Annotated in this window: 14 protein-coding genes and 1 riboswitch; of the genes, 3 read left to right on the top strand and 11 right to left on the bottom strand. The window is 60.5% G+C overall.

Going from position 1 to position 14,234, the window contains the following annotated elements:
- Positions 1–111: 111 nt before the first annotated feature.
- Positions 112–1,086 carry a metallophosphoesterase gene (locus tag DIT71_RS01765; protein ID WP_114611477.1) on the top strand — a complete coding sequence of 325 codons (975 nt, stop codon included), beginning with the start codon at positions 112–114 and terminating at the stop codon, positions 1,084–1,086.
- 10 nt (positions 1,087–1,096) lie between these two features.
- Here DIT71_RS01765 and DIT71_RS01760 read toward each other — a convergent pair whose 3' ends face one another.
- The 5 genes from DIT71_RS01760 to DIT71_RS01740 all read right to left on the bottom strand — a co-directional run bounded on the left by DIT71_RS01760 (position 1,097) and on the right by DIT71_RS01740 (position 7,484).
- Positions 1,097–1,579, bottom strand: a complete 483-nt coding sequence (locus DIT71_RS01760) for a CDP-archaeol synthase (RefSeq protein WP_114611476.1) — start codon at positions 1,577–1,579, stop codon at positions 1,097–1,099.
- 44 nt (positions 1,580–1,623) lie between these two features.
- Positions 1,624–3,000: a class II fumarate hydratase gene (locus DIT71_RS01755; protein ID WP_114611475.1), complete on the bottom strand. Its 1,377-nt coding sequence runs from the start codon at positions 2,998–3,000 to the stop codon at positions 1,624–1,626.
- A gap of 132 nt (positions 3,001–3,132) precedes the next feature.
- Positions 3,133–4,800 (bottom strand): hybrid sensor histidine kinase/response regulator, encoded by a 1,668-nt coding sequence (locus DIT71_RS01750; RefSeq protein ID WP_114611474.1) that lies wholly within the window; start codon positions 4,798–4,800, stop codon positions 3,133–3,135.
- The gene (gene ercA / locus DIT71_RS01745; protein ID WP_114611473.1) at positions 4,784–5,947 is read right to left on the bottom strand and encodes an alcohol dehydrogenase-like regulatory protein ErcA; all 1,164 of its coding nucleotides are present in this window, start codon (positions 5,945–5,947) and stop codon (positions 4,784–4,786) included. Before ercA ends, DIT71_RS01750 begins: the two co-directional genes overlap by 17 nt.
- 46 nt (positions 5,948–5,993) lie before the next feature.
- Positions 5,994–7,484, bottom strand: coding sequence for an alpha/beta hydrolase family protein (locus DIT71_RS01740; RefSeq protein ID WP_227537903.1), 1,491 nt, complete (start codon positions 7,482–7,484; stop codon positions 5,994–5,996).
- Positions 7,485–7,499: 15 nt separating this feature from the next.
- On the opposite strand from DIT71_RS01740, the gene DIT71_RS18065 reads away from it, so the two are divergent.
- Positions 7,500–7,880 (top strand): hypothetical protein, encoded by a 381-nt coding sequence (locus DIT71_RS18065; RefSeq protein ID WP_227537902.1) that lies wholly within the window; start codon positions 7,500–7,502, stop codon positions 7,878–7,880.
- On the opposite strand, the gene pqqE is transcribed toward DIT71_RS18065, so the two are convergent.
- The 6 genes from pqqE to exaC all read right to left on the bottom strand — a co-directional run bounded on the left by pqqE (position 7,870) and on the right by exaC (position 12,959).
- Positions 7,870–9,024, bottom strand: a complete 1,155-nt coding sequence (gene pqqE, locus DIT71_RS01735; RefSeq protein ID WP_227537901.1) for a pyrroloquinoline quinone biosynthesis protein PqqE — start codon at positions 9,022–9,024, stop codon at positions 7,870–7,872. The genes DIT71_RS18065 and pqqE overlap by 11 nt on opposite strands.
- The gene (pqqD, locus tag DIT71_RS01730; protein ID WP_114611471.1) at positions 9,021–9,296 is read right to left on the bottom strand and encodes a pyrroloquinoline quinone biosynthesis peptide chaperone PqqD; all 276 of its coding nucleotides are present in this window, start codon (positions 9,294–9,296) and stop codon (positions 9,021–9,023) included. Before pqqD ends, pqqE begins: the two co-directional genes overlap by 4 nt.
- Positions 9,296–10,051, bottom strand: coding sequence for a pyrroloquinoline-quinone synthase PqqC (gene pqqC / locus DIT71_RS01725; protein WP_114611470.1), 756 nt, complete (start codon positions 10,049–10,051; stop codon positions 9,296–9,298). Before pqqC ends, pqqD begins: the two co-directional genes overlap by 1 nt.
- Positions 10,048–10,977: a pyrroloquinoline quinone biosynthesis protein PqqB gene (gene pqqB, locus DIT71_RS01720; protein ID WP_114611469.1), complete on the bottom strand. Its 930-nt coding sequence runs from the start codon at positions 10,975–10,977 to the stop codon at positions 10,048–10,050. The genes pqqC and pqqB overlap by 4 nt, the downstream gene beginning before the upstream one ends.
- 53 nt (positions 10,978–11,030) lie before the next feature.
- The gene (pqqA, locus tag DIT71_RS01715; protein WP_007153157.1) at positions 11,031–11,102 is read right to left on the bottom strand and encodes a pyrroloquinoline quinone precursor peptide PqqA; all 72 of its coding nucleotides are present in this window, start codon (positions 11,100–11,102) and stop codon (positions 11,031–11,033) included.
- Positions 11,103–11,438: 336 nt separating this feature from the next.
- Positions 11,439–12,959, bottom strand: a complete 1,521-nt coding sequence (exaC, locus tag DIT71_RS01710) for an acetaldehyde dehydrogenase ExaC (protein WP_114611468.1) — start codon at positions 12,957–12,959, stop codon at positions 11,439–11,441.
- A 377-nt stretch (positions 12,960–13,336) separates the two neighbouring features.
- Positions 13,337–13,443: riboswitch (guanidine-I (ykkC/yxkD leader) on the top strand.
- Between the two features lie 58 nt (positions 13,444–13,501).
- Here exaC and DIT71_RS01705 point away from each other — a divergent pair.
- On the top strand, positions 13,502–14,227 hold the full coding sequence (locus DIT71_RS01705) for an urea amidolyase associated protein UAAP1 (RefSeq protein WP_114611467.1): 726 nt from the start codon (positions 13,502–13,504) through the stop codon (positions 14,225–14,227).
- Positions 14,228–14,234 lie beyond the last annotated feature (7 nt).

The raw sequence follows: 14,234 nt of genomic DNA, 5'->3' as shown, positions 1-14,234 counted from the left end.
GGATGAACATTATGACTTCTCTGTTGCATCACTCCCAGACCTAACCATAATGAAGGGGCGTGTTGACCGGATCGTGACAGGAAACGTTGACAACAACCAACAGGACGAGCAATGACTGCCCGGGCACATACACCAGAACATCAGGACGAACTGCTGGAATATCGCCTGAGCCTCCGTCTTGGCCCGGTTCATGCCAGGCAGCGCCTCGGCATCGAACGTGAAGCAGAGGCAAAGGTTTTCGGGCCGGACCAGCAATCGTTCCATCTTGAAAACATCACCTCCGCCCCGCGGTTTATCAGCACATGCCTGAAACTGGCGGGGCTGTTCCGGCGGGGACAGGCCAACAGCCGCCGCCTGGACATCGTCCATAACCGCTTCCACATTCCCGGCCTGCCCGCAGCCTTCGAAGGCTATCGCATCCTGCAGCTGACCGATCTCCACGTGGACATGGACGAGGCTAACCTGCAGGCGGTCATCAACCGGATCAAACCGCTCGAGTATGACCTGTGCGTGCTGACCGGGGACTACCGCCGCCGGACCTGGGGGCCGATTGATGATGCCATGGAAGGCATGGCACAGCTGAGGGACGCCATTCACGGCAAGGCGTATGCGGTATTGGGCAACCACGACAGTGTTCGCATGGTGCCGGGCCTCGAGGACATGGGGTATCACCTGTTGATGAACGAACACGCCATCCTTCAACGGGGTGATGACAAGCTCTACTTGGCAGGCGTGGACGATGCCCACTTTTACAAGGTCCACAACCTGCACAAGGCCGGGGATGAGATTCCGCCGGGCGCCACCAGCCTGTTGCTCAGCCACACTCCGGAAATCTGGCGGGAAGCCGCTCATGCCGGCTACGACATGTTCCTCTGCGGCCATACCCACGGCGGTCAGATCTGCCTGCCCGGAGGCATTCCGGTCACCCTGGACGCTGACTGTCCACGGGAACTGGGCCGCGGACAGTGGCGCAGAAACGGCATGCAGGGCTACACCTCGCCCGGCACCGGCACCTCGGTCGTCAACGTGCGCCTGAATTGCCCCCCGGAGGTGACTTTGCATACGCTCACCAGCGGGCCAGAATAGCGGAACGGGCTCAGTGAGGCTGGTGACGGATGCCCAGCCGGTACAGCAGCGGTGACAGCAGTATGTTGGAGAGGGTGAACAGCACCACAACACCTGCCACCACAAGCCCGTTCAGGTCCAGCCAGTACCACGCCAGAATCATCGGCAGCAGGGCTTCGGGAATCTGGTCCAGCCCAATAGCCCGGCCACTGGAGGCCAACCCGGCACGACGCTTGATAAAGCTGCTGATCATGTCCCCGATCAACCCCAGCAACCCGAACAGCAGACCGAACACCAGGCCCATTCCGGTTGTCAGCGCGAACAGGCCGCATGCCAGGGTACCGGAGACCAGGCCGCGCCAGGTTTTGCTGCTGCCAAGCAGCGGCCGGCCATCCCGCCACCGGCGCCCACCGTCGATGGCCGCGGACCAGCGCCGGCCCAGCACCCGGGCGGCGACCACCGGTGCCCCGTTTGCCAGCACCAGCATCACGAAGAGCTCGAGAGAAATCAGCAAACTGCCCAGCCTCCGTCAGCTGTCGCCCGGTGGACGAGATTTTTTCAGGACACGCCGCCCTTGGTCAGTTTCAGCGGATCCATCAATTTTTCCAGCCGGTCGCGGTCCAGACCACTGCGCTCTTCCGCCACGTCAATCACCGGCCTGCCGCTCTGGTAGGCTTCCTTGGCAATATCCGAGGCCAGGCTGTATCCGATCTCGGGATTCAGGGCAGTGACCAGCACCGGATTTTTGCCCACCGCCGAGTCCAGATGATCGGCATTCACGGTGAAGTCGCGAATCGCTTTGTCGCCGAGCATGGTGGAGGCGTTGCTCAGAAGATCAACCATGTCCAGCAGGTTGGCACCCACCAGTGGCAGCATCACATTCAACTGAAAGTTTCCGGACTGACCGGCAATGGCAATGCTGTTGTCCAGACCCATGACCTGGGCCCCTACCATGGCTACCGACTCCGGGATCACCGGGTTCACTTTCCCCGGCATGATGCTGCTGCCCGGCTGTAACGCCGGCAGGCTGATTTCCGCGAGGCCATGAATAGGGCCGCTGTTCATCCAGCGCAGATCATTGGCAATCTTGGTAAGCACGATGGCCAGGCCCCGGAGCTGTGCCGACAGCGCCACCGGCGCATCAATCGCACTCTGCCCCACAAATTTGTGGTCCAGTGACTGGAAATGGTAGCCGGTATTGGACTTCAGGAACTTGACGAACTGCTCAGGGAATTCGTGCAGTGCGTTCACACCGGTGCCTACCGCGGTTCCGCCCTGGGGTACCTTCAGCAGATCGTCGGCCGCAGCGGCCAGTCGCTTGTCCATTGCCAGCAACTGCTCCCGCCAGGTGCGCAGCTCCTGGCCCAGGGTAACCGGCATCGCATCCATCAGATGGGTTCGCCCGGTTTTGACCTGCTCTGAAAATTCTGCCTCGCGCTCGTAAATCACACCGCACAGATGCGTCAGCGCCGGTATCAGACGTTCGCGGACACCGGTCACGGCACTGACATGAATCGCGGTTGGAATGACATCGTTGGAACTCTGACTCATGTTGACGTGGTCGTTGGGGTTGATCTCGACCCCCTCCCGTTTAGCCAGGGCCGCAATGACCTCATTCACATTCATGTTGGTGCTGGTGCCGGATCCGGTCTGGTACCGGTCGATGGGGAACTGGTCAGCACACTCGCCATTCAGTATGCGATCGCCCGCAGCCACGATGGCGTCACGCACGTCGTTGTCCAGCAGTCCAAGGCTGGCATTGGCGTCGGCAGCCGCCTGCTTTACCCGAACCACCGCCGCAATAAAGGCGGGTGGCATGGGCAGGCCACTGACCGGAAAATTTTCCACGGCTCTCTGGGTTTGGGCGCCCCAAAGGGCCTTCTCGGGAACACGGACTTCGCCCAGGCTGTCTTTTTCCGTCCTGAAATGGGTCATGACATACTCCTCGTCGGCCAGACTCGGTTATTCATTAAGTGGAGCCATCAGTCTGACATGGTCGCAAATGCCGGTAAGCTGATCAAAATTCATGACCGGGCATGAACCGGACAGACCTGTGAGTGTAGACCGTCATTCCCTGACAGGGTTCAGGGACGCGGAAAGACTGGTTACCAGTGCCCTCAGTCGATTGGGTTTCACCGGCTTGTTAAGCACGGGCAGGCGCTGGGCTCTGATCAGCCGGAGTGTTTCATCACCACGGTCCGCGGTAATCACCGCAGCGGGAATATCGTGACCAAAGCGGCGGCGAACCTCCTGGATCGCCTCGCAACCCGTCAGATTGTCATCGAGATGGAAATCCGCAAGCATGATGTCAACGCCCCGGCATCGCTCAATGGCTTCATCTGCGCTGGCGGCCGTCACTACATGGCACCCCCAACGCTCCAGCAATGCCCGCATACTCTCCTGTACCGGCTCTTCATTATCGATCACCAGCACTCGCAGCCCATCAAAGGAGGAGGTGGCGGGTACCGGCGCTGCAATGCTCCGGGCACTCGGGGACGCCTCCATAACCGTACTCAGTGGGAGCAGGATGCTGAAGCAGGAACCCCTGCCGTAGCTGGAGTCCACCCGGATTTCACAACCCAGCACCCTCGCCATCCGGTCAACAATTGCCAGTCCCAGGCCAACACCCTGGCGGCTGCTACCTTTGGGCAGTATCTGGTGGAACTCCCGGAAGATATCCGCGAGCTTTTCCTTTTCAATGCCGACCCCCGTGTCCCATATCCCGATTTCCAGGTTGGGCCCCCGTTTGCGGGCGGCAAACAGCACCCCACCGGTGTCGGTGTAGCGAAAGGCGTTGCTCAGCAGATTCCTGAGTATTCGTGTCAGCATTCGCGGATCGGTGCGGACGCTGCCGTGACCGGCCCGCACGCGAAAGTTCAGGTCTGCGTTTTCAGCCAGTGGTTCGAATTCCTGGGCCAGGCCCCGCATCAGCTCACCGATATCGGTATGGACATAGTCCGGCTGCATGGCTTTCTGTTCCAGCCTGGAAATATCCAGCAGATCCGACAGCAGGTCTTCCGCGCTTTCCAGCGAGCGCTGAACCCGGTGCACAAGGCGGCTTTCGTCCGCCGGCAGGTTACTGTCCATGAGGGCGGAGACCAGCAGGCGGGCGGCGTTCAGGGGCTGCAGCAGGTCATGACTGGCAGCGGCCAGGTACTTGTCTTTGCTTTCATTGGCGTTCTGTAATTCGTCGGTGCGCTCCTCGACCCGGCGCTCCAGGTCCGCGTTGAGCTGGCGCAGTTTTTCCCGGGCCTGATGGCGCTCGGTTATGTCAGCAACGAACGCCTCCACCACTTCCGGGCCAAGGTCGGGGCGCCTGAGCAAGGTAATGGCAACATGAACCGGCGTGCTGTCTGAGCGCCTCAACCGCGTTTCCCTGGCGCTGAGGCTGCCCTGGTTCAGCAACTCCTGGCGGATGTCATCAAAATCCCCGGAACTGCAGAACAGCTGTTCCCGCAGACGTATGACACCGGCGATGAGTTCATCAGCACTGTCATAGCCACAGATACGGGCCATGGCGGGGTTGGCGGCGACAAAGCCACCACGGAGATTGGCCTGAAAGATGCCGTGCAGGGCGTTTTCGAACAGCCACTTATAGCGGTTGCGCTCTATTTCCAGCTCCTCTATCCGTTCCTGAAGTGCGGGATAGTAGTTCTTGCGCAGCGACTGGCTGCCGAGGCCGAGTAGATCGCCGACCTCGTAGCCGGTTTCTCCGGAATCAGAGGGCTTCTGCATAAACGACTTCGACGTCGCGGCGGGAGGACTTCCGCGGATTAGTCAGGATACACGGGTCCTGGAGGGCGAACCCTGACAGATAGGGAATGTCGGATGTGGTCACACCCAGTTTCGCCAGTTTGGCTTCCAGCCCCACCGCTCCCTTGAGTGCAATGATCCGTTCCATCAGCCTGTGCTTGATCACCGGTTTCGACATGCCGCGGGTGTCAATGTCCATGGCCTCGGCCACCCGCCTGAAACGGTCTTCGGCTGCGGTGTAGTTGTAGGCCACCACATGCTCAAGCAGCAGCGCATTGCAAAGCCCGTGGGGCAGATCGAGGAAGCCTCCCAGGCTGTGGGACATGGCGTGGACCGCGCCCAGAATAGCATTGGAGAACGCCAGTCCCGCCTGCATGGACGCCAGCATGACCTGCTCCCGCAGATGTGCGTCAGCGGTATTGCGCACCAGCGGTTCCAGATTGCGGTTGATCAGCCGGATGGCCTCCAGCGCGTTGGTGTCCGTCAGCGGCCCGCTGCCGGTGGAAACATAGGCCTCAATGGCATGCACCAGGGCATCGACACCGGTGCAGGCGGTCAGGTAGGCATCCATGGTTTCCGTTACTTCGGGATCTATCAGCGCCACATCCGGAACCACCGCCTTGCTGATGATAGAGAATTTGAAGCGCCGGTCCGGGTCGGAAATGATCGCGAACTGGGAGACATCGGCGGACGTGCCGGCGGTGGTGGGGATCAGGATCATTGGTGGCGATGGCGAGGTGACGGTATCCACGCCCTCAAACTCGAGGATACTGCGGCCATGGGCACTGACAATGCCAATTCCCTTGGCACAGTCCATGGGGCTGCCGCCGCCGATGGCAACGATGACATCACACTCATTGGACCGGTACAGCTCGGCACCGGCCATGACTTCATCCACCTTGGGGTTGGGCGAGACGCCGGTAAACAGGGTCACGCGAATGCCGGCACTCACCAGGATATCCACGATTTCAGCAACCCAGCCGGCTTTCTCCACACCAGGATCCGACACCAGGAACACATGCCGGGCGCCGAAGTTGCTGGCAAAGTTGGCCACCGCCTTGCGGGAGCCGGCGCCAAAGACGATTTCGGGTGAGACAAACTTGCGCAGAGCGGAAATGTCGTAGCTCATGGGCGTTCTCTTCAGGGATGCTGTTGTTTTTATCTCGGAACCAAGTCTACCTTAACTGCCGGGCACCATCATTGCACTTTTGGCTATGCCGCTGATAGAACGCCAGCAGATTCTCAAGCAGTGCAATCTGGTTGTGTCGCTGGCGGAAGCCATGCCCCTCCTCTTCGAACCACCAGAGCTCAACGGCCTGCCCGTTCTGCTCAAGCACCTCGACCATGGCCCGGGTCTGCTCCGGCACCACCACCCGGTCCTGACCTCCCTGGAAAAAGATCATTGGCCCCCGGATACGGTGAGCCTGCAACACCGGGGTGCGCTCCTGCCAGCGCCCGGAAAACTCATCCGCAGCTCCCAGCAGCCAGTCAAGGTAACCGGACTCGAAGCGGTGTGTCACTTCTCGCAGACGGCCGGGATCACTGACCCCGAACAGGCTGGCCCCGGCCCGGAAACGCTGGCTGCGAGTCATCGCCATCAATGCCGTGTAACCGCCCGAGCTGCGGCCCTGGATGAACAACCGACGGGCATCACCGCGACCACTGGCCACCAGGTAGTCCGCCGCTCTTTCCATGTCTTCCACGTCTGCCTCGCCCCAGCTGCCGGCCAGCGCCAGGCGGAAATCACGGCCAAAGCCCGCGCTGCCCCGATAATTCACTTCCGCCACCGCGAATCCGTGATGGCACCAGAACTGGACCTGGGGATTGAAAACCGGCCAGGCGGTCGAGGTGGGGCCGCCATGGGCAATCAGAATCAGCGCCGGCGGTTGGTTTCCTGACTCGCCGCCAAGGGGCGGGTACCAGAACCCGCTCACTTCCTCATGCACTCCGCGGGAAGGCGGAATCCGAAAAGCACGGGGCGTGACAATCGGTGTACCGGGAAACGGGGTTTCGCCCCCGGCGATGGTCTGGACACGGCCGTTTTCCAGATTCACTGCCAGCACTGAATCCAGCCGGGAAGCCGAGCGGGCGATGCAGTAAAGATGGCCGTTGCAGACCGTAAGGTGGCGAAAATCGGCATAGTCCGTGGCGACTCTGGCCGGTGGTAAGCCGGCAGTCAGTTTCAGCCATAACTCTGCGCTGCCGGCAATGTATCTTACCCGGGCCCAGCGGCCCCGCTCCAGCGGACAATGGTGGCGCTCGCCCAGTTGCCAGGGGGCACTGGCATGATCCGCCTCTGTCGGGTCCAGGCAGCGCCACCTGGCCCGTCCTGCCGTGAAGGACACAGCCCAGGGCTGCCACCAGCCCGCGTGATCTGACAGCACATGCAGCTCTTCGCCATCGAACGCCGGCTGCTGGACGCTGCCAGCCGTGGGCGTCGGCCAGCAACGGGCCGCTGTCAGCCTGCCGTCTGCGCCCACATCCGCAACCCACAACGCAGACCTCACCCAGGGCATATCCGGAAGCGACCAGGACACCCAGGCAATGCGCGACCCGCTGGAAGACAGCGCCGGTGCGCTGTAAAAATCCTCGCTGTCGTGCAGGGTCAGGAATCTGTTGTGCCCCTGCACGGCCACCAGCTGCTGGTGCCCTTTGCTTTCTCGCACCGCCAGCACCCGACGATGACGATGATCCCATGCCAATCCGCCAAAGCTGGCGTCCGGGTCCCGGATTATCGCCTTGGTGAGGCCGGTCTGCGGATCGATACGGTGGATCTGTTGCTGATTCGCCTCTACCGCGAACACCGCGTCCGCCCCGGCGCATACTGCCCCGCCGCCATAGCCGTTGACCTGGCTGCGAATCCCGAAATCCGCCGACGTTACCGGTTGAGCGCCATCCGCCGTGGCTTTGCGGAGCAGATTGTTACTGCTGGCCGGATCGAACTCCAGCCAGAAAATGCCCGCTTCAGAGGCTGTCAGAGCACCGCGCTGGGTAAATGCCGCGGAGGCCTGCTCCGCGGACAGTATCGGGAAGGCCGGCGGGCCGGGCGTATCAGCCCCTGAAGAACAGGCGGGAGTTGTCGGTATTGCGATAGGTCAGCTCCTCAAGCCCGGCAGTGGCATGGTCCGCCGCCTGGCGGGCAGCGAGGATGCGGTCGTGGTGGGGCGACTTGCTGCAGACCGGATCGGCATTGTCAGCATTGCCGGTCAGCAAATAGGCCTGGCAACGGCAGCCACCGAAGTCCCTGCCTTTTTCATCGCAGGAGCGACAGGGTTCCGGCATCCAGCTATCGCCCCGGTAATGATTGAAACCCGGGCTGTCGTACCAGATGGAGTGTAGCGACGATTCCCGCACATTGGGAAAGTCGATGGGCAGCAGGCGGGCACTGTGACACGGCAGGGCGGTGCCATCCGGCGCCACCGTCAGGAACAGGCTGCCCCAGCCGTTCATGCAGGCCTTTGGCCGCTCCTCATAGTAATCCGGTGTCACAAAGATCAGCTTCATGGCCGAGCCGCTGGCCGTGAGGCGCTCGCGATAACGGTTCACTTCCGCCTCGGCCTTCTCCAGTTGCGCTTTGGAGGGCATCAGTCCCTCGCGGTTTTCAAAGGCCCAGCCATAGTACTGGCAGGTAGCCAGTTCGACATAGTCCGCACCCAGGCGCTCACAGAGGCTGATGATATCCTCCATCTGGTGGATGTTGTGGCGATGGATCACGAAGTTGAGCACCATGGGATAGCCCGCTTCCTTCACCGCGCGGGCCATGGCCAGTTTCTGGTCGAAGGCCTTGCGGGAGCCGGCAACAGCGTTGTTCAGTTCCGGGTCCGAAGCCTGGAAACTCACCTGGATGTGATCCAGGCCGGCGTCCCGGAAAGCGTTAACCTTGGCCTCCGAGAGTCCCAGCCCCGAGGTGATCAGGTTGGTGTAATAACCCAGCTGCCGCGCCTCTGCAATCAGCTCAGGCAGATCCTGGCGTACCAGCGGCTCGCCGCCGGAGAAACCCAGCTGTGCTGCTCCCATTTCCCGCCCCTGGCGCAGCACCCTGACCCACTCTTCGGTGGTCAGTTCCTGCTGGGTCTGGGCGAAATCCAGCGGATTGGAGCAATAGGGGCACTGCAGCGGGCAGCGGTAGGTCAGTTCCGCCAGCAGCCAGAGCGGCGGCCCGATACCGGGGCGATCACCGGTGGGCATGGCGTGACGGGCTGTCATGAGAACAAAATCCAGTGTTGCTGTTCGGCATCTTTCAGGAACTCGCTGACATCATCCTCAAGGGAGCCCGCATCCGGAAACTGCTGCTCCAGGGTTGCCACGATGTCCGCCACATTGCGCTGGCCGTCCACTTCCTTCAGCACTGCACCGGCGCTGTCATTGAGCCGCACCATACCCTCGGGGTACAGCAGCACATGGGCATTCTGGGCCGGCTCCCACTGGAAGCGGAAGCCCGGGCGCAGCCGCGGTATCTGCTCCAGGAGCTTCGTCATCACAGCCCCCGGTGCCAAACGGGCTGGTCGGTGACGGTATGATACGGTGGCGTCTGGTGCTGATAAGCCATAGTCAGGGCATCCAACATCGACCATAAGATATCCAGTTTGAATTGAAGAATTTCCAGGGCACGGGCCTGCTCGGCCGCGGTGGTGAAATGATCCAGGGTAATCGTCAGCCCGTGCTCCACATCCCGGCGCGCCTCGGACAGACGCTTGCGGAAGTAGGAATAACCATCGGTTCTGATCCATGGATAGTGCCGGGGCCAGCTGTCGAGCCGGGACTGGTGGATTTCCGGCGCAAACAGCTCGGTCAGTGAAGAACAGGCCGCCTCCTGCCAGGTCGCCCGGCGGGCGAAATTCAGATAGGCATCCACTGCAAAGCGGACACCGGGCAGCACATGGCGCTGGTCAACCACTTCCTCCCGGCTCAGCCCCACCGCCTCTGCCAGACTGAGCCAGGCCTCGATACCACCCTCGTCGTCACTGTGACCGTCGTGATCCAGCACCCGCTGCAGCCACAACCGGCGCACGGACGCATCCGGGCAGTTGGCCATGATGGCGGCATCCTTGCGGGGGATATTGATCTGGTAATAGAACCGGTTGGCGACCCAGCCACGGATCTGCTCGGGCGTGCAGTCACCGCCATACATGGCTTTATGGTAGGGGTGATGGATGTGGTAATACTGGCCTTTGGCGCGCAGGGCCTGCTCGAAATCCCTGCGGTTCATGACCGGGGTTGCAACTGCGTTCATGAGGGCTCCGCCATGTCCAGATGCATTCCGTCAAAGGACACCTCAATGCCGTGCCTTGCCAGCACAGCCCGCTCCGGGGAATCCTCATTCAGAATGGGGTTGGTATTGTTGATATGGATAAGAATTTTCCGTTTTGCCGGCATGGTATCGAGCACCTCGATCATGCCGCCGGGGCCACTCTGGGCCAGATGCCCCATTTCCTGGCCGGTGCGGGTACCGACCTCGCAGCGCAGCATTTCGTCATCATGCCACACGGTGCCATCCACCAGCAGGGTGTCGGCCTTGCGCATCCATTGCAGGATCTGCTCATCGGGCTGGCCCAGCCCCGGCGCGTACATCACCGTCTCGCCGCTACGGGTGTCTTCGATGAACAGGCCGATATTATCCCCCGGGTGCGGGTTATTGCGCCTGGGTGAATACGGCGGTGCGTTACTCAGTAACGGAATGGCGGTCAGGCGCAGCGACGGTGCACAGGGTATGGTAAAAGACTGCTGATCGGTGCAGGGCACTTCCTGCCACCGGGGCCCGCCATTCCAGTGCTCCAGCATGCGGAATAAAGGGAAACCACTGCTCAGGTCCTCATGCACCTGTGCGGTACACCACACATCCAGTGGCAAGCCCTCGCGTAGCATCAGCAGGCCGGTGGTGTGGTCCACCTGGCTGTCTATCAGCAACACGGCGCCAATGCCGGTATCACGCAGGGCGCGACCCGGCTGCATGGCGTCAAACGAAGCCAGCTGGGCGCGGATGTCCGGGGAGGCATTACAGAGAATCCAGCTGACACCGTCCTCGCTGATGGCAATGGACGACTGGGTGCGGGCGCTGGCGTTCAGGGACCCTTTGCGGTAACCGTCACAGTTGGCGCAGTTGCAGTTCCACTGGGGAAAACCACCTCCGGCTGCGGAACCAAGGATTCGAATCTGCATGGCGGGAACTCCGGAAACAAAACGGCCAGCGCAAATTGGCTGGCCATTCTTTCTCAGCGGTTGGCGAAGTACATGGTGACTTCGAATCCGATCCGCAGGTCTTCATAAGCTGGTTTGGTCCACATGATGCTTACCTCTTGTGATGTTTGTTGTGGCGTTGAGGATCCGTTAACCGGTCTTCCGGTAACTCACTTCTTATCCTACGCAGTCTAAGGATAGTCAAATATGGTACTTTGGCACTGATTTTCTGCCCTGAACTGCACTGCACTTCATCCTTTGGACCCATTATTGCCGGCATTCGCCTGGCCAAAAAAAAGGGCCCCGGGTAGGGCCTGAAAAATGGCAGGAAAACCCAAAAGCCCCCGGCCAGTCACCGGGAAAGAATGTGCACATCCGTGTGCTGACTCGCTACCGGGCCCGTGTGGATAAGCCCGGGCACAACAGTCATTGCATTGCCGGGCTCAGAAGAAGCCCAGCGGGTTGATGTCATAACTGACCAACAGGTTCTTGGTCTGCTGATAATGGTCCAGTGCCATTTTGTGGTTTTCACGGCCGACACCGGATTTCTTGTAACCACCGAATGCAGCGTGTGCCGGATACTGGTGGTAGCAGTTGGTCCATACGCGGCCCGCCTGAATACCACGTCCCATGCGGAAGGCACGGTTGATGTCGCGGGTCCAGAGACCGGCACCCAGGCCGAACTCGGTATCGTTGGCGATGGCCAGGGCTTCTTCCTCGTCCTTGAAGGTGGTGACACCCACCACCGGACCGAAGATCTCTTCCTGGAACACGCGCATGTTGTTCTTGCCCTTGAACAGGGTGGGCTGGATATAGAAGCCGTTGTTGAACTCACCCTCCATTTCCTCACGGCCACCACCGGTCAGCACTTCCGCGCCTTCCTGCTTGCCGATTTCGAGGTAGGACATAATCTTGTCAAACTGCTCCTTGCTGGCCTGGGCGCCCACCTGTACGTCTGTATCCAGGGGGTTGCCGCGCTTGATCGATTTGGTGCGCTCGATGACCTTGGCCATGAATTCGTCGTACATGTCTTCCTGCACCAGGGCGCGAGACGGACAGGTACAGACTTCACCCTGGTTGAAGAACGCCAGCACCAGGCCTTCCACGCACTTGTCGATGAATTCCGGCTCGGCCTTCATGACATCGGAGAAGTAGATGTTGGGGGACTTGCCGCCCAGCTCCACGGTGGACGGAATGATGTTCTCGGCTGCGCACTTGAGAATGTGGGCGCCTACCGGTGTTGAGCCGGTAAACGCGATCTTGGCAATGCGCTTGCTGGTGGCCAGGGCCTGGCCGGCTTCGATGCCATAACCATTGACGATGTTGATCACGCCCGGCGGCAGCAGGTCGCCAATCAGGTCCATCAGGATCAGGATACTGGCGGGAGTCTGCTCGGCCGGCTTCATCACGGTGCAGTTGCCTGCAGCCAGACAGGGCGCCAGCTTCCACACGGCCATCAACAGCGGGAAGTTCCAGGGAATGATCTGGCCCACAACACCCAGAGGCTCGTTGTAGTGATAAGCCACGGTGTTGTTGTCGATGGCGCTGGAGGCGTCTTCCTGGGCACGGATACACCCGGCGAAATAACGGAAGTGGTCTACCGCCAGGGGCAGGTCGGCGTTGATGGTCTCGCGAACCGCCTTGCCGTTGTCCCAGGTTTCAGCAACCGCGAGCATCTCGATGTTCTGCTCGATGCGGTCGGCAATTTTCAGCAGGATGTTGGAACGCTCGGTAGTAGAGGTTTTGCCCCAGGCCGGTGCGGCCTTGTGGGCGGCGTCCAGCGCCAGTTCGATATCTTCGGCCGTGGAACGCGGAATCTCGCAGATCACATCGCCGGTAACCGGCGTGATGTTTTCAAAATACTGACCCTTGGCGGGAGCGACCCACTCACCACCAATGAAGTTTTCGTAGCGGGGCTTGAAGGAGACAACGGAGCCTTCCTTTCCGGGTTGTGCGTAGATCATGGTCTCAAACCTCTTGTTGTGGTTGTCGAAGGGCAACGCGGCCTTTCGCGTTTACCCAATCAATGTAGACCTCAACGCCCGATAGGTGAATGATCCGATGGAGCTGAAAAACTCCTCCCTTGGTAGTAGATGGCACCGGGCCTGCAGCATCGCTGGCTTCACACCAATAAACCGCCCCGGTTAAAGTTTGCACCTCGATCGCCCTCACCAACGCACCAACACAGTGCAGGCGCCCCGTCTGGAAGCGCCCGCTCCCCACCTTAAAAAATAAAAATCAATAAAACCAATTAGTTATTAATTGGCATAGAGTCTGCAACGTCACTCATACGCAGCGAGACGTCGGTTACTGAAACCACCATCAAAGCGCCAAAATCTGACCAATGGTCAACTAGGGTTCCGGTCTGCCACCGATCGATGCAGACGACTGGTCCGAGAGTTGACGACCTTTTCCAAGGTTACACGGCGGGACAAAAGCCCGGGAGGATCGCTCAGTTACTGACGCCTCTCGTTTCTTTAAACGCCATAGCCAGGAGGAAAAGGCCATGTCATCCACAGCAGCCCCCCTCTACGACGATCTGATTCCCGGCGGATCCCACTGGTCCTTCATCATGCGCCGCGGCCACGTGCTGCGCCTGATTGACGAAACCGGCGGGGCCAACGTCGGCATGTTGATGTACAACCCCGAGAACCCGCTTGAGCGGTACAACATGCCGGACACCCTGAAAAACCAGCACACGTTCCTGCTTACCAAGGGCCATGTATTGCTTTCCGACATGGGCCGGGTATTTGCCTCCATCATCCGTGACGACCTGGGCTGGCACGATACCGTCAGCGGCACCTGCAACGCTGACCTGGTGGAGCAGCACTGGGGCAAAAAGACCTATCAGGATGCCCACAACCACTACCACCGCAACGGCTTCAGCAGCTTCCTCAATGAGCTGGCCAAGTATGGCCTGGGCAAGAAAGACCTGACGGCCAACCTGAACTGGTTCAGCAAGGTGCAGACCGACGACGACGGCAACATGGCGTTTGTCAGCGGTCACTCACACGCCGGTGCAACGGTGGACCTGCGTTTCGAAATGGACACCATCGTGGTGCTACACACCTGCCCGCACCCGATGAATCCGGCCAGCGAGTACCCCAGCCATCCCGTGCGTTACCAGCTGTTCAAGGCGGCCCCCATGACCGATGCCGACCCATGCAGGCTGTCGTCGCCGGAGGCCACCCGCGCCTTCGCCAACACTGCCCTTTATCACCTGTTCCAGTAACGGAGGC

The sequence above is a fragment of the Marinobacter vulgaris genome (assembly GCF_003344045.1).
Taxonomy (GTDB): Bacteria; Pseudomonadota; Gammaproteobacteria; order Pseudomonadales; family Oleiphilaceae; genus Marinobacter; species Marinobacter vulgaris.
The sequence above is the reverse complement of the archived record's forward strand: the minus strand, read 5'-3'. Positions and strand labels throughout refer to the sequence as shown.